The 15,361-nt window shown below is 29.9% G+C and carries 18 protein-coding genes, 1 tRNA gene and 1 pseudogene; 8 read left to right on the plus strand and 12 right to left on the minus strand.

Annotated elements, in window-relative coordinates; genetic code table 11:
* Position 1: 1 nt before the first annotated feature.
* The 3 genes from ACSHW5_RS15830 to ACSHW5_RS15840 all read right to left on the minus strand — a co-directional run bounded on the left by ACSHW5_RS15830 (position 2) and on the right by ACSHW5_RS15840 (position 551).
* A tRNA-Arg gene (locus ACSHW5_RS15830) sits at positions 2-75 on the minus strand.
* 58 nt (positions 76-133) lie between these two features.
* Positions 134-364, minus strand: a complete 231-nt coding sequence (locus ACSHW5_RS15835) for a DUF2007 domain-containing protein (protein WP_435677124.1) — start codon at positions 362-364, stop codon at positions 134-136.
* Positions 365-383: 19 nt separating this feature from the next.
* A complete protein-coding gene (locus ACSHW5_RS15840) occupies positions 384-551 on the minus strand; it encodes an SsrA-binding protein (protein ID WP_435677125.1) in 168 nt (55 codons plus the stop codon).
* A 686-nt stretch (positions 552-1,237) separates the two neighbouring features.
* On the opposite strand from ACSHW5_RS15840, the gene ACSHW5_RS15845 reads away from it, so the two are divergent.
* Positions 1,238-2,170: a calcium/sodium antiporter gene (locus tag ACSHW5_RS15845; protein WP_435677126.1), complete on the plus strand. Its 933-nt coding sequence runs from the start codon at positions 1,238-1,240 to the stop codon at positions 2,168-2,170.
* A gap of 33 nt (positions 2,171-2,203) precedes the next feature.
* Here ACSHW5_RS15845 and ACSHW5_RS15850 read toward each other — a convergent pair whose 3' ends face one another.
* The 9 genes from ACSHW5_RS15850 to ACSHW5_RS15890 form a co-directional block, all read right to left on the minus strand.
* Positions 2,204-3,109 (minus strand): hypothetical protein, encoded by a 906-nt coding sequence (locus ACSHW5_RS15850; RefSeq protein ID WP_435677127.1) that lies wholly within the window; start codon positions 3,107-3,109, stop codon positions 2,204-2,206.
* A gap of 98 nt (positions 3,110-3,207) precedes the next feature.
* Positions 3,208-3,780 (minus strand): Pycsar system effector family protein, encoded by a 573-nt coding sequence (locus ACSHW5_RS15855; protein WP_435677128.1) that lies wholly within the window; start codon positions 3,778-3,780, stop codon positions 3,208-3,210.
* Between the two features lie 54 nt (positions 3,781-3,834).
* Positions 3,835-4,785 (minus strand): succinylglutamate desuccinylase/aspartoacylase family protein, encoded by a 951-nt coding sequence (locus ACSHW5_RS15860; RefSeq protein WP_435677129.1) that lies wholly within the window; start codon positions 4,783-4,785, stop codon positions 3,835-3,837.
* On the minus strand, positions 4,775-5,650 hold the full coding sequence (gene rimK, locus ACSHW5_RS15865; protein WP_435677130.1) for a 30S ribosomal protein S6--L-glutamate ligase: 876 nt from the start codon (positions 5,648-5,650) through the stop codon (positions 4,775-4,777). The genes ACSHW5_RS15860 and rimK overlap by 11 nt, the downstream gene beginning before the upstream one ends.
* Complete coding sequence (locus ACSHW5_RS15870) at positions 5,647-6,087, minus strand: ATP-dependent zinc protease family protein (protein WP_435677131.1); 441 nt, start codon at positions 6,085-6,087, stop codon at positions 5,647-5,649. Before ACSHW5_RS15870 ends, rimK begins: the two co-directional genes overlap by 4 nt.
* Positions 6,088-6,157: 70 nt before the next feature.
* Positions 6,158-7,714 (minus strand): NAD(P)/FAD-dependent oxidoreductase, encoded by a 1,557-nt coding sequence (locus tag ACSHW5_RS15875; RefSeq protein ID WP_435677132.1) that lies wholly within the window; start codon positions 7,712-7,714, stop codon positions 6,158-6,160.
* 259 nt (positions 7,715-7,973) lie between these two features.
* Entirely contained in the window at positions 7,974-8,468 is a 495-nt protein-coding gene (locus tag ACSHW5_RS15880; protein WP_435677133.1) for an Hcp family type VI secretion system effector, read from the minus strand.
* Positions 8,469-8,594: 126 nt separating this feature from the next.
* Positions 8,595-9,488: a peptide chain release factor N(5)-glutamine methyltransferase gene (prmC, locus tag ACSHW5_RS15885; protein ID WP_435677134.1), complete on the minus strand. Its 894-nt coding sequence runs from the start codon at positions 9,486-9,488 to the stop codon at positions 8,595-8,597.
* A gap of 54 nt (positions 9,489-9,542) precedes the next feature.
* Positions 9,543-10,034, minus strand: a complete 492-nt coding sequence (locus ACSHW5_RS15890; protein WP_435677135.1) for a GNAT family N-acetyltransferase — start codon at positions 10,032-10,034, stop codon at positions 9,543-9,545.
* Positions 10,035-10,085: 51 nt separating this feature from the next.
* Between ACSHW5_RS15890 and ACSHW5_RS15895 the strand changes: the two genes are divergently transcribed.
* The 7 genes and pseudogenes from ACSHW5_RS15895 to ACSHW5_RS15925 form a co-directional block, all read left to right on the plus strand.
* Entirely contained in the window at positions 10,086-10,550 is a 465-nt protein-coding gene (locus tag ACSHW5_RS15895) for an LEA type 2 family protein (protein ID WP_435677136.1), read from the plus strand.
* Between the two features lie 90 nt (positions 10,551-10,640).
* Positions 10,641-11,654, plus strand: coding sequence for a bifunctional diaminohydroxyphosphoribosylaminopyrimidine deaminase/5-amino-6-(5-phosphoribosylamino)uracil reductase RibD (gene ribD / locus ACSHW5_RS15900; protein WP_435677137.1), 1,014 nt, complete (start codon positions 10,641-10,643; stop codon positions 11,652-11,654).
* The gene (locus ACSHW5_RS15905; RefSeq protein ID WP_435677138.1) at positions 11,647-12,258 is read left to right on the plus strand and encodes an HAD family hydrolase; all 612 of its coding nucleotides are present in this window, start codon (positions 11,647-11,649) and stop codon (positions 12,256-12,258) included. The genes ribD and ACSHW5_RS15905 overlap by 8 nt, the downstream gene beginning before the upstream one ends.
* An 8-nt stretch (positions 12,259-12,266) precedes the next feature.
* Positions 12,267-13,115, plus strand: coding sequence for an EamA/RhaT family transporter (locus tag ACSHW5_RS15910; protein WP_435677139.1), 849 nt, complete (start codon positions 12,267-12,269; stop codon positions 13,113-13,115).
* 2 nt (positions 13,116-13,117) lie between these two features.
* On the plus strand, positions 13,118-13,729 hold the full coding sequence (locus tag ACSHW5_RS15915) for an IMPACT family protein (RefSeq protein WP_435677140.1): 612 nt from the start codon (positions 13,118-13,120) through the stop codon (positions 13,727-13,729).
* Positions 13,730-13,796: 67 nt separating this feature from the next.
* The gene (locus ACSHW5_RS15920; protein ID WP_435677141.1) at positions 13,797-14,498 is read left to right on the plus strand and encodes a redoxin domain-containing protein; all 702 of its coding nucleotides are present in this window, start codon (positions 13,797-13,799) and stop codon (positions 14,496-14,498) included.
* A 374-nt stretch (positions 14,499-14,872) separates the two neighbouring features.
* A pseudogene (locus ACSHW5_RS15925) lies at positions 14,873-15,292 on the plus strand (YoaK family protein); the annotation flags it as partial.
* Between the last annotated feature and the right edge of the window lie 69 nt (positions 15,293-15,361).

The raw sequence follows: 15,361 nt of genomic DNA on the forward strand, positions 1-15,361 counted from the left end.
GTGACCATGGCAGGATTCAAACCTGCAACCTCTTGAGCCGTAATCAAGTGCGCTATTCAGTTGCGCCACATGGCCGTTAAGCGGGTGCAAATATAGTGTCCTTTTTTGAAAACAGAAAGATAATTGTTGTTTTTTATGAATTTATTTTCGTTTTATAAGTTGCTATTATGGGTTCTGCTTTGTTAAGATCACTGTTTAGTACAAATAATTCTACCGAATTTGTAGGTACACCAAAACCGGCCAATCTGCCAGATTCTACTCGATCAGATATTCTAGATTCAATCTCTGCTTCATTTAATAAGGTGTGCAATCTGTGTACTATTATAGAATTGTCTGTAAATACTTTTGTATACTCTTCTTTCATCTGTCTTTATTTTTTACGGTTAGTAATTTTTATTTTCATCAAGAGAATGTTTTGTTACGTAAGCTCTCCAGCCAAGTATTGCTAATTGAGCTTTTGTGGCTTTAGAAAGATCTAACTTTTTTTTTGTAAAACAAGGTAATAGGGCTTTGTTTATTTTTGCAATTACTTTAAAAAGTTTTTTTTTCATGGTTAAAACATTTTATTCTCAAATTTAATCAAAAAATAAACAACTCAATCTATTAATTATTGAGTTGCAGTTTTGTCTATTCTATAGAAAAATATGTAGTATCATATCTACAAGTTCTTCCATAAATTGTATTGCTATCATTATCATGGTTATAAGGTTTTAAAAGTTAGTAAATTAGTTCAATTTCGAAATTGTTTTATCAATATAGAACCTTAAAGACCATCTTTCCAAACCTTTAACACGTTATTAATTAAATTAATTTTACTATTATAACTACATTAATTGTTTTAGTTATAATATGTAACTTAATATCCTTTAATTAAGTATATTATTTATACTAAATACTCTTTTATAGTTGTTTAGTGTAATTAAATAAAGGGATATTTTTTAATCATTTTATGAGGTAAAGGAAAAATCATTTCTATTTGTGCTCTTTTTTTGCATTTCATTATTTGTTTTTAGTATTTATGTTATTTGTGATGCCGGTAAAAGATCTGAGAATATCTGTGTAATTAGCGCTATATAATCTCTATATATTGATAAATGATTCCGTACATTTTTCAAATTCACCTACTATAAAAATGTTGTTATTCGTATTCATTCTTTCGCTTTATACTATTTATGATAACCAATTTTGTTTTTAAGGTAAAGTGATAAAAATGTATCTTCGCTGAAAATTATTAAACATGAATTTTTTATTAATCGTTGTTGGATTGGTGCTGTTGATTTTAGGAGGAAACTGGTTGTTAAAATCTGCTGTGGCATTGTCTTTAAAATTAGATATTCCTAAAATTGTAATTGGGATGACGGTAGTTTCATTTGCTACTTCTGCACCAGAATTAATTGTTAGTGTAAAAGCAGCATTAATAGGAAAATCTGATTTGGCTTTAGGAAACGTAATAGGTTCTAATATTGCTAATTTAGGCTTGGTTTTAGGTATTACCTTGCTCTTTGGTAAAATGGAAATACAAAAAAGTTTCTATAAAACAGATTGGCCAGTAATGATGATTGCTTCCGTAATATTGTATTATTTTTTATCAAATGACAATACCATTGTTTTTTATGAGGGCGTAATTTTATTTATGTTGTTAATTGTTTTTCTAGTCTATCTTTTACGTTTTCAGAAAACAGCGGTGATAGATGAACTACCAGAAGATGATGAACCTTTACCTACCTATAAAATAGTATTATTTTTAGTTATTGGTGGTTTAGGACTTTGGGGAGGCTCAGAACTTTTAATTAATGGTGCAACAGCTTTGGCTCAAGATTTTGGCGTAAGTGATCGTTTAATAGCGGTTACAGTGGTTTCAATTGGTACAAGTATTCCGGAGTTAGCAGCTTCTATTATTGCGGTTATTAAGAAAGAAAAAGCAATTTCTTTAGGAAATTTAATAGGTTCTAATGTGTTTAATATTTTGGCGGTTTTAGGTATCACTTCTATGATAACGGATGTTCCTGTTACAGACCTTAGATTATTAACCAATGATATTTTTTGGATGCTAGGTATTTCTTTTATTATTTTGCCTTTGGTATTTCTGCCAAGAGGGTATCGATTAAATTGGAAAGATGGCGTTGTGCTTTTAATAAGCTACGGAGTTTTTGTGTATATGACTATGTAATAGATGTTTTTTTGAAACACAAAAAACTAGTTATCAAAAAGCGTTCTTTCTAATGATTTCAATTTCATTAAAAGTGAAAATTTTGTTTGATAAAAGCGCATAGAATTCCTCAGAAATAGTGGTGTTAAATAGAATTAAATCATCTGTGTTTATGGTTACTTTTACACCTTTATCAAATAAAGTTCTAATAGGGTGTGCTTTTAAATTTTTAACAGTTCCTAAGCATATATTGCTTTGCGGACAAATATTTAATCGAATATTTCGTTCTAAAATCATGGCAATTGTTTTAGAAGAATTTACAGCGTTTATACCATGCTGAATTTCATCTGGTGATAATAATTCTATGGTTTCTTCAATACTTTTCTCATCAGAAAATTCGCCAATATGAGTTTTGGTTTTAATATTGTTTTTCTTGGCAGTTGTAAATAATTCTTGAAAAGGCTGTAAATTTTGATTTGCTTCTTTTCCATATAGGTCAATTCCGTTAAAAACCCCAGAAAAAATACAAGTTTCACCATATAAATATACTTGATCTAAAGGCAAATCTTTGTTGATGCCAATATCTGGTCTAAAATCAATTTTTGATTTGTATTTTTCTTTAATTTGACTAATTTCTGCAATAACTTGTTCTATAGAATCATTAAAAAAACGAGATAAACCTACGTCTACACTCGCTTCTAAAAGGGTAACATTATCTTGTATGCTACTTTCTATAGACATTTCCATAAAATTAATGACATCTTCTTTGGTAGTCATTATTTTGTTCAAATGCCCGTAAATAAAATCAATCATTCCTGTTAGTCCATTGTACTTTTTTGGAAAACGGATGGTACTATCAGGATATCTATCAAATAATAGTTTTTGCGAACCTCCCAAATGAAAATGATTATGTACATCTGCTTTGGGTAGTTTTAAAAAAGTATCTTTTGCAGATTTCAATAGACTTAATTTAGGTTGATAATATTTAGATTTCCGATTTTCGGAAAAATGAAATTTGAATAATTACTTTCTTACTAAGGAAGTAATTATCTATTAGTTTAAAAAATTGCGTTTAAAATAGTATAAATCACAAAAAATAAGAGTAGCAGCATGCTGATAAGTAAATAACGCAAAGACATGTTTACATTTTTAAATTTTGCTGTAGTAATTTTTGCGTTTACATAAATTTGTTGTCCAATTTGATCATATAACTGGGCTTTATCTACATTAACATCCAAAAATTTTTGTGAATATTCTTTTATATCGCCAAATTTTGAGACGATATCACCAAAGAAAAAGATATTAGGTTCGTAATTTTTTTCAATTCGTGGAATAAAACTCCGAACACTATAAAATATTGAAATTAACGTAGTAATTAGCCATAAAATAGCTAGAATATGTAAAAAGTTAAAAGAAGCGAAATTACTTTTTGCTTGGTCTATATTTTGATAAACAAAGTTAAATATGATTCCGTAAAAAGATAAAATTAACCCGGCTTTTATTTCTGATGATTTAATAAGATCTAGAAAATACCGCATGGCTCCCCAATAATGGAAAGGCAAATCTTTTTCCTTTAAATCTTCTAAAGAGTGAGGAGAATTTGTTAGTTTTTGTTTCTTTTTAGTTTCCATTGCCATAGTTTTCATGGTAAACTTAACTAAAAACTACTTTAAAAGCAAACTATTTTACTCATCTACACTTAAATGAAACAAGGCATCACCTTTATTTACAATAGCTGTTTTGTTAATGCAAAAGACGTAACAATCAAAAGGAGCATATACTCTTTTCTTAAATTCACCAAAAGGATCTTGTATGACTCCTAAGATTTCTTTCTTTTTTACTCTAGCTCCGTTTTTTACAGTAATTTTAAACATTCCAGAATAGGTGGCACGCAACCATTTTGCATTTTTAATAAAAATAGGATCTCCTTTTACGGTAATTTCACCATCAATTAATCCTAAATAAATTAACACATTTTTTGTACCGTTAACACCTTCGCTTATAATATTTGCATTTAATTCTTTTGATTTTCCTCCTTCAAACAGTAAGATTGTTTTTCCTAGTTTGTTCATGGTATCTCGTAAAGATTTTGAAATATAACTAGAGTACACAATCATTGGTGGATTAAATACTTTTGCCAGTTCTAAGCCTTTTTTATCGCCTTCTGCACATCTAATTTGTGCAATATTTTCTCTTTGGTCTCCACCTGTATGAAAATCGATAACATAATCTACAAAAGGTGCTATTTCTTTTGTAAACTGAAACGCAAACTGACTGGCTAAAGATCCGTTTAATGATCCTGGAAACATTCTATTCAAATCGCGTCCGTCAGGAAATTCTCTAGTTTGTATTAAATAGCCAAAAATATTAAAAACAGGAATACAAATAATAGTTCCCTTTTTAGGTTTGTTTAATTTCTGGTTTAGTATTTCTCTAATAATTCCAACGCCATTTACTTCATCACCATGAACGCCGGCTAATAATAAAACCACTGGTCCTGGTTCTTTAGAGCGCTCAATTATTACTGGTACTTTAACCGTTGTTCTCGTATGAAGTTTTGCAACTTCAATTTCTAAAATAGTACGTTTTCCTTCCGGAATTTCTTTCCCTAAAAGTGTAAAAGGATTATTCGACATGAAGCTCTAAGTATCTGATAATTTCTTTTGCAATATTTTTTCCTGTTGCTACTTCAATTCCTTCTAGTCCTGGAGAAGAATTAACTTCTAAAACCAATGGGCCTTTTGTAGATTGTAACATATCTACACCTGCAACACCTAATCCCATTGCTTTGGTAGCTTTTAAAGCTGTTCTTTCTTCTTCGTCCGTTAATTCAATAACAGTTGCGTTGCCTCCTCTGTGTAAATTAGATCGGAACTCGCCATCTTTTCCTTGACGCTTCATTGCGCCAATAACTTTACCATCAACAACAAAAGCTCTAATATCTGCGCCACCAGCTTCTTTAATAAATTCTTGAGCAATTACTCTAGCACCCAAACCGTTAAAGGCTTCTAATACAGAGGTTGCCGCATTAGGTGTTTCTGCTAAAACAACTCCCAAACCTTGTGTTCCTTCTAATAATTTTAAAACCAAAGGAGTTCCGCCAACAGATTCTATAACATGTTTTACATCTTTTGTGTAGTTTGTAAACACTGTTTTTGGTAGTCCAACTCCGGCTCTTGCTAATATCTGTAAACTGCTTAATTTATCTCTAGACCTTGTTAATGCTATAGATGAAACAGCTGTAAAAACTTTCATCATTTCAAACTGTCTAATAACAGCTGTACCATAAAAAGTAACCGAAGCACCAATTCTAGGAATAATGGCATCTATGTTTTCTATATATTCCCCCTTATAGTATATTTTAGGGGCTCTTCTTTCAATTTCTATATTACACTTTAAATGATCTACAACAAAAATTTCATGTTTTCTCTTTTCAGCAGCTTCTACCAATCTTCTTGTTGAGTATAATTTAGGGTTTCTAGATAAAATTACAATTCTCATTTATGTGTGTTTTTTAATTTAAAGGATAGATCTTTTTTTGAAGTGTCTATCACAAATCTTTTGTTTAAAAATTTTCTACCTAGTAAAATAGGGAATTTCATGTCTTTGCGTTCGCTTAATGTTAAATGAATTGGCATGGTTGTGTTAAAAATAACAATTTCAGTTTCAATTAAAAACCGTTTTTCCGAAATCCCATTTGAACTTTTAACAAGTTTTGACGCATAGTTTTTAGTAGAAAATTCTTTGTTGTTGTAAAATTCATGTTCTGGATCTAACAATGTAAATCTGATAATTTTTTTACCATTAACTTCTATTTCTTCAATGTTAGAACAGTGAATAGAAGAAGTGTAAGCGCCAGAATCTACTTTTAAATCAATGTCTATTAAATGTAATTCTGGGAAATCTGCTTTATCAATTCTACCAATTGTGGTTTTCATGTACGTGAATTAAACTGTCGTAAAATTAAGTATAGTTATTGACTTAGGTATATAAAGTTAGAAAAAAGTTTTACAATTTTGCAATCGCAGCTTCTGCACAACGTTCTCCGTCCATAGCGGCAGAAACAATACCGCCAGCATATCCACCACCTTCGCCACAAGGAAATAAACCAATTATCTGTGGATGCTCTAAACTCTCTTTTCTAGGGATGTTTACAGGTGATGAAGTTCTAGATTCTACCCCTATAACATTCGCTTCGTTGGTATAATAACCGTGCATTTTTTGTCCGAATGCAGCAAAACCTTTGCGCAATCTACTTCCAATTATTTTTGGTAATAAAGAATGTAGAGGCGCAGATTTTAACCCAGGTTGATAGGAGCAATCATTTAACTCTGAAGACAGTTTTCCGTCAACAAAATCTACCAATCTTTGTGCTGGTGCTGTTTGTGTTCTGCCACCTGCAAAAAATGCTATTTTTTCTAAATCTTTCTGAAACTCCAACCCTTTTAAAGGGCCAAATTGTTCGTATTTTTTAAAATCTTTATCAATATCTAATTCAACTACAATTCCTGAATTAGCAAATCTATTGTTTCTTCTACTAGGAGACATTCCGTTAACCACAACTTCTCCATTTGCAGTGGCAGCCGGCACAATAAATCCGCCAGGACACATACAAAAAGAATACACACCTCTGTTATTAACTTGATGCACTAAACTATACGCTGCTGCTGGTAATAAAGAGTCTCTTTCACCCGAACAATGATACTGAATTTGATCTATAATTTCTTGAGGATGCTCTACACGAACGCCCATTGCAAAAGATTTTGCCTTTAATAAAATTTCCTTTTTATGTAGCAATTCGTATATATCTCTGGCAGAATGACCTGTAGCAAGAATTACCGAATTTACCGGCATTTCTTTACCATTCTTTAGCTGAATTGCTTGTAATGTATTGTTCTTTATTATAAAATCTGTAACACGTGTTTCAAAATGAATTTCTCCACCATATTTTAAAATGTTCTCACGAATATTTTCAATAATTTTTGGTAATTTATTTGTACCAATATGTGGATGTGCATCTACCAAAATTTGCTCTGTAGCTCCGTGAAAAACAAGGTTTTCAAAAATTCTTCTTACATCGCCGCGTTTTAAAGAACGGGTATACAATTTTCCGTCTGAATACGTACCGGCGCCACCTTCACCAAAACAATAATTAGAATCTTCATTTACAAAATGATCTTGATTAATGGCTTTTAAATCTCTTCTTCTGTCTTGTACATTTTTTCCGCGTTCTAAAACAACAGGTTTGTAGCCTAATTCTATACAACGTAAAGCAGCGTACATTCCTGCCGGTCCAAAACCAATAATATGCACTTCTTTAGCGTTAGAAACATCTTTATAGTTAAAAGTATAATCAGATTTTTCTGGAAGTTGTTGATTAATATACACCGCAACTTTGTAATTAAAAATGATGTCTTTTTTACGCGCGTCAATAGACTTTCGCAAGACTTTTACCGCGGTAATTTCACTTTTATCAACCTTTAGAAACTTAGCTGCTTTGTATAACAGCGTATTTTCCTTTCTCTCTTCTATTAAATTTACTCTAAGCTGAATCTCTTTAACCATGACGCAAAAGTATGGAAATTATAAATTTAAAAAATGAATATAATTGTATAGATATAGAGAAAATTAAAATGTTTTCTATATCTATTTACATGAAGAGTTAAGTAATTGTATTTAAGTGATATTGTTAGACGTTCATTTCTATAGAGAACAGCCTTGTAGATACTTAAAAACCCGAAGAAATATTTATGCATTTACATGCTGAACATGTTTTTAATCAACATTTAAAGCATTAGATTTAAATGTTGATTGATTTTTTATTTTAGTTGAAATTAGTTTCTACAACACCTTTAGATTTTCCATTTTGTAGGTACTCTGTGTATTTTACGTTTTGTTGTTCAAATGAGATGGTAACTTCTTCTATTGGCGGATTTTTATCTTTTCCTGAGATAGCGTAATTAATTACGGCAACATTTTTTAATTCATATCTATAAAATACGTTGCCAGATTTTGTTACTTCCAATAGTACTTTAGGAATTATTTTTCCTTTAATTAAAAGATCCATTATTCTTGGACTCGATTTGTCTATTATTTTTACAAATGAAATGTTTTTAGTGAAATTTCTTCTCACTCTAGAATTTCCTGAAGAAATAGGTTCTCCATTTATTTCTTGATGAAATGATTCAATGTCAGACCATCCACGATGCGTATGGTTTGTAGATTCACCATCAATTCCGTCAAATTTAATAAAGTAGTCTTGTGCCAACACAAAGTTGCAAGCAAAAATAAAAGCAAATAATAGTAATGATTTTTTCATGATGTAGGTTTTTAGCAGTTAATGATTAGTATATTGTTTAGTTGTAAGATACTTAACAAGTTACAAAAAAATATTTAAACTGAAAACATATCAAATTAAAATGTGGTGCTTTATATTGATAAAAATTTAAATGAAACGCGCTTTAATCATTCTATCATTTCCAAAGAAGTCTTTTTTAAGTTCAATGTTTGTAAATCCTTTTTCATGTAACATAGCAACCGTTTCTTTGCCTAAATATTGATTAATTTCAAAGAAAAGTATCCCATCTTTTGTTAGGTGGTTTTTTGCCAATTCTGCAATTTTTTTATAAAAAAGTAGCGGATTTTCATCGGGAACAAATAAGGCTAGATGAGGTTCGTTGTTAAGAACATTGGTTTTAATTTCTGCTTTTTCTAATTCTCTAACATACGGCGGATTGGAAACAATACTGTCATATTTTGTTGTCAGAAGTTCCCCTTTTTCAATAATATTTAGTGAAGTAGCTTCTAAAATGTTTAATGCTATAAATTCAATTTCTACCTTATTTAGTGTTGCATTTTTTTGCGCCACTTTTAAAGCTTCAGAAGAAACATCAATAGCAGAAATAGCAGCATTTTTTAAATTCTTAGCCAATGAAATAGGAATACAACCGGTTCCTGTACCAATATCTAAGATTTTTATTTTTTTGTCTAGATGCTTAGCTCTTATTTCTGAAAGTGCTACTAAAACCCACGCTACTAGTTCTTCTGTTTCTGGCCTTGGAATTAACGTATTTTTATCCACCAGAAAAGGCAAACCGTAAAATTCGGTTGTCCCTAAAATATATTGTATAGGTTCTTCTTTCTTTAATCTTTCTACGCAATTTTTTAAATCCTCTATTTTTTCATCAGCAATGATAAAATGAGGTTGTAAAACGCTGTCTATTCTTTCTAAGTTTAGTTTTTCTTCTATCAACCAAAAGAAAAAACTATCTATTTCTGATTTAGGATAAATTTCTGATAAAGCTATATTTATAAATTGTCTGAATTCTTGTAATACCATAAAACTGATTAAATTTCTTCTAACTTCTAACTTCTAACTTCTAACTTCTAACTTTTAAATTTCCTTGACCATCCAAACATTACAAGAGTAATGCCCTGTATTTCCCAAGGGTTTCTCTAAACTTGTAAAACCATATTTTTGATATAATTTTTTAGCCGCATGCATGTACGGCATGGTTTCTAAATAGCAATTATCAAAACCAAATTCTTTTGCTTTTTCTAAGCATTTAGAAATTAGTTTTGCACCAATTCCTTTGCCTCTTGTTATAGGAGAAAAATACATTTTTTGAAGCTCACATGTATTGCCTTCAAAATTATCTAGTTGTGCAATTCCTGCGCCACCAACAATATTGTTATTGTGTTCTACTACAAAATAAATTGCCTTGTCTTTTTGGTAGGTTTCAAACATGGTATCTGTAGCTTTGTCTTCATAAGCTGTGCCAACTTTAGGTACGTTTAACTCTATTAAAACAGCACGAATTACCTTTGCCAACTTGGCATTATCGCTTGGTTTAATTTCTCTAATGATAAACTCTTTAGTTGTCATATAATACTGTATTTTTGCAGAGCAAGTTAGCTAATTTTTTAATTAATTATGATGAAAAATCTATTCTATTTTTCGGTTTTATGTTTGTTGATAACAAGTTGTACAGTAAAAGAAAAGCCAATTTTTAAAATGATTGATGACGTAAGAGTTGTTAGTTTTTCTGGAGACACGGTTCGTTTAAAAGCAAATGCCATTTTTGAAAATCCGAATGATGTTGGTGGTAAAATTTCTACGGATAAAATGAAGTTATTTGTAAATGAAGAGGAAGTAGCTCAGGTTTTTTCTGATGAATTTAAAGTACCCGCAAGAAAAGAATTTTCTATTCCATTAACCGCAGTTGTTCCTACTAAAAAACTTTTATCAGGAAATAAAGGTGGGTTTTTAGAAGGTTTGTTAAATTCAGTTATAAACAAATCTGTGAAAGTGCAAATCAAAGGAAAACTAACTTATAAAATGTTTGGTTATAGAGGTACGTATGATATTGATACTACAGAAGATGTGAAAATAAAATTTTAATGTGAACCTGCTTTTTTGCGAAGTAGGCTGAAATCATTTTTTATTATAAATAAAAGAAATATCAACCATAAAATTTACATAAAAAGGTGTTTGCAAATTGCTGAGAATGGCATTGGCAGCGCACGTCCAAACCCTTCTGTTGGTGTTGTTATTGTGCATCAAAATACAATTATTGGCGAAGGATTTACGTCTGAATATGGCGGAAATCATGCAGAAGTAAATGCTATTAATTCTGTAAAAGATACTTCGCTTTTAAAAGAAGCTACTATCTATGTAACCTTAGAACCTTGTTCGCACTTTGGTAAAACTCCGCCTTGTGCAGATTTACTTGTAAAACATCAATTAAAAAATGTGGTTATTGGCTGTTTAGATTCTAATAGTTTGGTGGCGGGCAAAGGAGTTGAACGACTTAAAAATGCTGGTATTAATGTGTTAGTAGGTGTTTTAGAGAATGCATGTAGAAAACATCACAAGAGATTTTTTACGGTTCAAGAAAAAAAAAGACCGTATATTATTCTAAAATGGGCGCAAACTAAAGACGGTTTTGTAGCTCCTGTAACAAAGAATGAGCAAAAACCTGTTTGGATTTCTAATACCTATTCGCAACAATTAGTGCATAAATGGCGGGCTAAAGAACATGCAATTTTAGTAGGAACCACTACTGTAATTGCAGACAATCCTACTTTGAATGTGAGAAGTTGGACAGGGCAAAATCCTGTGAGAATTGTGATTGATAAAAACACAAGAATTCCTAATAATACCAATGTTTTTGATGGAAATGTAAAAACTATATTTTTATCAGCTTCAAAAGTAAAGAACCAAGAATTAAGAGAAAATATTATTTTTGAAAACATAGATTTTACTAAGAAAATTGGAATTCAGATTTGCCAAGTGCTTCAAAAACACCACATACAATCTGTAATTATTGAAGGAGGAACACAAACTTTACAAACTTTTATTGATGAAAACTTATGGGATGAAGCACGGGTTTTTATTGGTGAGTTAGCATTTGGAAAAGGAGTAAAGGCACCATTTTTTAATAAAGTACCAAATAAAGAAATACAAATAAAAACGGATATTTTAAAAATATATACAAATGATTAAGAACATTGTTTTCGATTTTGGTGATATTTTTATCAACTTAGATAAGCCAGCAACCTATAGGGAAATGGCAAAATTAGGTGTTACTGAAATCTCTAAAGAAATGATTGCTGTGTATCATGAATATGAAACCGGTAAAATAAGTACAGAAGATTTTGTGAATTTTTATCATGATAAATTCGGAATTGAAAAAAAAGAATTAGTGCTTGCTTGGAATGCCGTGTTGTTAGATTTTCCTAAAAAACGACTTCAATTTTTAAAAGAATTGTCTGCTAGTAAAAAATACCGATTGTTTTTATTAAGTAACACCAACGAATTGCATATTTCTTGGGTTCAGAATAATTGGGGCATGGATTTGTACAACGAGTTTAAAAACTGTTTTGAACAATTTTATTTATCGCACGAAATACATTTTAGAAAACCAAATACAGAAATTTATAATTTTGTTTTAAATGAAAATAATTTAAAAGCAGATGAAACTCTTTTTGTGGATGATTTAAAAGAAAATACAATGTCTGCAAATACTTTAGGAATTCATACTTGGAATTTAATTCCTGGCCAAGAAGAAGTGGTAGAATTGTTTTCTAAAAAGCCAGTGTTGTTTTGATTTACCTGTTGCTAAGTATCTTAATCTCTAGTTGCGTATTTGTAATTTTTAAACTCTTTGATGTTTATAAAATTAATAATCTACAAGCTATTGTTGTAAATTATGCTGTAGCGTTTTCTTTTGGAGTTTTTACCTCAAATACTGCGGTTTCTATCACCGAAATTGCGAGTCAACCTTGGTTTTTGGGTGCTTTTTGTTTGGGTTTTTTATTTATTACCATCTTTAATGTTATGGGAATTACAGCTCAAAAAAATGGCTTGTCTGTTGCTTCTGTAGCTGGTAAAATGTCTGTAGTTATTCCTGTAATATTCGGAATTTTTGTATATCAAGAAAGTATTGGTGCTCTTAAAATTATAGGAATTATACTTGCTTTAGTTGCGGTTTATTTATCATCCGCTAAAAGCGATTCAAACCCGGTAAAATTTAAGAATTTATTATTTCCCTTGTTGCTTTTTGTGGGGTCAGGAATTTTAGATTCAGGGTTAAAATTTGTAGAAAAAGCAACCGTTGCAAAAGGAGATGAACCCTTGTTTTTAGCAACAATATTTGGTTGTGCATTTGTATTAGGTGTTTTTGTTATTATTACTCAAAGTATAAACGGTAGATTTATTTTTCAACGAAAAAATATTTTAGGAGGTATTTTATTAGGGATTCCTAATTACTATTCTATGGAGTTTTTATTAAAAGCCTTTAAAACAGATTTAGAAAGTTCGTCATTATTTACCATAAATAATGTTGGTATTGTACTATTAACTACATTTTTTGCGTTGATGTTTTTTAAAGAAAAATTGATTAAAAAAAATTGGGTAGGAATTTTCTTAGCAATCATTAGTATTCTTTTAGTTTCATTTGCATAAATATGGATACAAAAGACACCTATAAAACCATAGAAAAACCATCGGAAGAAACGCTTTTTAAGGAAAAGGGTTCAAAATTTTTTGGATATGCGTTTCCTATTGTGTCTGAAGATGATGTAAAAGAATATGTAGAAACGTTGAAAAAGAAGCATCATTCGGCGCGTCATTTTTGTTATGCTTACCAATTAGGAATAGAAACTATAAGGTTTAGAGCCAATGATGATGGAGAACCTAATAATTCTGCTGGTTTGCCAATATACGGGCAAATTCAATCTTTTGATGTTACCAATATTTTACTTGTTTCTGTACGTTATTTTGGAGGAACAAAATTAGGTGTTGGCGGTTTAATTTCAGCATATAAAACATCTGCACAAATTACGTTGGAAGCTTCGGTTATTTTAGAAAAAACCATAGATATTCATTTTAAATTAACATTTAATTATGATGTAATGAATGCTGTACAAAGAATTATCAAAGAAAAAAATATAGACATTATCAATCAGAAATTAGAAATGAATTGTGAATACACAATTTCTGTAAGAAAAAATGACGCCGATGCCATTTTTAATATTTTTGAGAATTTGTATAAAGTTGATATTAAAATAATAGATTGATGCGTTTTTTATTTATCTTATAAATTAAGTATTTAAAAGTAAAAGTAAAAGTAAAAGTAAAAGTAAAATGAAAAAAATAACCTTTTTACTGTTTTTGTGCAGTGTAATAACATTTGGCCAACAGAAAATAGTTACAAAAAAGCATACAACTACGCATGCGGAAATTATAGATTATTCTAAAATCTATCAAAAAACAACTGGAAAAAAAATTAAGAAAAAAGAATTTTTGAAGATTCTTAAAAAGTACCCAAACCTGCAAATGGAAAGTGTAATTAATGCTGATGGAAGTATTGAGAAGTATTTGGTTGATTTGTCTAAGCAAGATAAAAAAATTAGAAACAATAGAATACAGCCCGTTTTAAAAGGAGAGGTATTTCCGAATTTTATTGCAAAGACGTTAGAAAATAATAAAATTGAATTAAATAAGTTCAAAGGAAAAACAGTGATTCTTAGGTTTGAATTAGAGGCAAATACTTTTAGGTTTAAAAAAGAAGAAATTAAACAATTAGATGGTTTAATAAATCAAGTAAAGAACAAAAATGAAAAAGTAAAAGCGGTTATTTTCTTTGCTTCAGATAAAGCAGAAGTAAGAAAAGGGTTTAATGTTCCCAACTCTAATTTCCAATTAATTGCGAATGCTTTAAATTTTCATGATAAATTCTCAATAACAAGATTTCCAACCACAATAATAATTGATAAAAATGGAGTTTTGGTTGATTATTATAAAAATATAGATGACATAGATTTAGAAAAAATTATGGCTAAGTAATTTATTTTTTTATATAGACGTATTATCTATTTTCTGCTCAAAGTATTCTTAAATTTCATTATTAATAGGATGGGCGGTTCAAAAAATCATTAAAGAAAAAAATCTGGGATAAACAGAAAAATCTGCGGAAAACAAAAACTACAATTTCTGTACGAAAAAATGACGCCGATGCCATTTTTAATATTTTTGAGAATTTGTATAAAGTTGATATTAAAATTTTGGAGTAATTATGGTTTGTTTTTCATTTTATGAAAGGAAGATCTAGTAAATTTAGAGCACATTGTTTTCATAATGATGTTTATAAAATACAATAATGTTGCAAAAATGTGTTAACGTTGTAGTTTGTTTTATACGTTAAACCAAATAGTAAAAGTATGTTTAGACATCAAGGTAAAAGCAGAACTATAAAACACAATCTGCGTATTGCTACTATTTTGTCTTTTGTTGCAGGAGTTGTAAATGTAACCGGTTTTTTGTCTTTTAAGCAATTAACAACAAATGTTACAGGGCATTTTGCGTTGTTTATTAGTGATGTTGCTAATTTTGAATTTTGGAAAGGAACAATTTATTTTCTGTATATATTTTCTTTTTTAATAGGGTCTTTTGTCTCAAGTTTCTTAATTGAAAAGTATAGGGAAAATAAAACCCTTAATGTTTTTGTTCTACCAACATTAATAGAATGTATTATTTTAACAACTATTGCAGTTGTAAGTAATGTTGTAGAAATAAAATATCCAGACTTTATTGTGTGTTTGCTGCTTTTTGCAATGGGATTGCAAAACTCATTAGGCACTTTCAGAAATAAATAAGTACTTGCATATCAATTAAATAAGTTGTATTTTAGATAAAATCAAACCCCGAAA

This window comes from Polaribacter sp. (assembly GCF_051251875.1).
Lineage (GTDB): Bacteria > Bacteroidota > Bacteroidia > Flavobacteriales > Flavobacteriaceae > Polaribacter.

Bases quoted from the DNA above. Each gene is read 5' to 3' on its own strand.
- ACSHW5_RS15905 (WP_435677138.1), top strand. From the start codon at position 11,647: ATGATTAAGAACATTGTTTTCGATTTTGGTGATATTTTTATCAACTTA.
- prmC (WP_435677134.1), bottom strand. From the start codon at position 9,488: ATGGTATTACAAGAATTCAGACAATTTATAAATATAGCTTTATCAGAA.
- ACSHW5_RS15890 (WP_435677135.1), bottom strand. From the start codon at position 10,034: ATGACAACTAAAGAGTTTATCATTAGAGAAATTAAACCAAGCGATAAT.
- ACSHW5_RS15840 (WP_435677125.1), bottom strand. From the start codon at position 551: ATGAAAAAAAAACTTTTTAAAGTAATTGCAAAAATAAACAAAGCCCTA.
- ACSHW5_RS15880 (WP_435677133.1), bottom strand. From the start codon at position 8,468: ATGAAAAAATCATTACTATTATTTGCTTTTATTTTTGCTTGCAACTTT.
- rimK (WP_435677130.1), bottom strand. From the start codon at position 5,650: ATGAGAATTGTAATTTTATCTAGAAACCCTAAATTATACTCAACAAGA.
- ACSHW5_RS15835 (WP_435677124.1), bottom strand. From the start codon at position 364: ATGAAAGAAGAGTATACAAAAGTATTTACAGACAATTCTATAATAGTA.
- ACSHW5_RS15845 (WP_435677126.1), top strand. From the start codon at position 1,238: ATGAATTTTTTATTAATCGTTGTTGGATTGGTGCTGTTGATTTTAGGA.
- ACSHW5_RS15895 (WP_435677136.1), top strand. From the start codon at position 10,086: ATGAAAAATCTATTCTATTTTTCGGTTTTATGTTTGTTGATAACAAGT.
- ACSHW5_RS15855 (WP_435677128.1), bottom strand. From the start codon at position 3,780: ATGGAAACTAAAAAGAAACAAAAACTAACAAATTCTCCTCACTCTTTA.
- ACSHW5_RS15860 (WP_435677129.1), bottom strand. From the start codon at position 4,785: ATGTCGAATAATCCTTTTACACTTTTAGGGAAAGAAATTCCGGAAGGA.
- ACSHW5_RS15875 (WP_435677132.1), bottom strand. From the start codon at position 7,714: ATGGTTAAAGAGATTCAGCTTAGAGTAAATTTAATAGAAGAGAGAAAG.
- ACSHW5_RS15920 (WP_435677141.1), top strand. From the start codon at position 13,797: ATGAAAAAAATAACCTTTTTACTGTTTTTGTGCAGTGTAATAACATTT.
- ACSHW5_RS15915 (WP_435677140.1), top strand. From the start codon at position 13,118: ATGGATACAAAAGACACCTATAAAACCATAGAAAAACCATCGGAAGAA.
- ACSHW5_RS15870 (WP_435677131.1), bottom strand. From the start codon at position 6,087: ATGAAAACCACAATTGGTAGAATTGATAAAGCAGATTTCCCAGAATTA.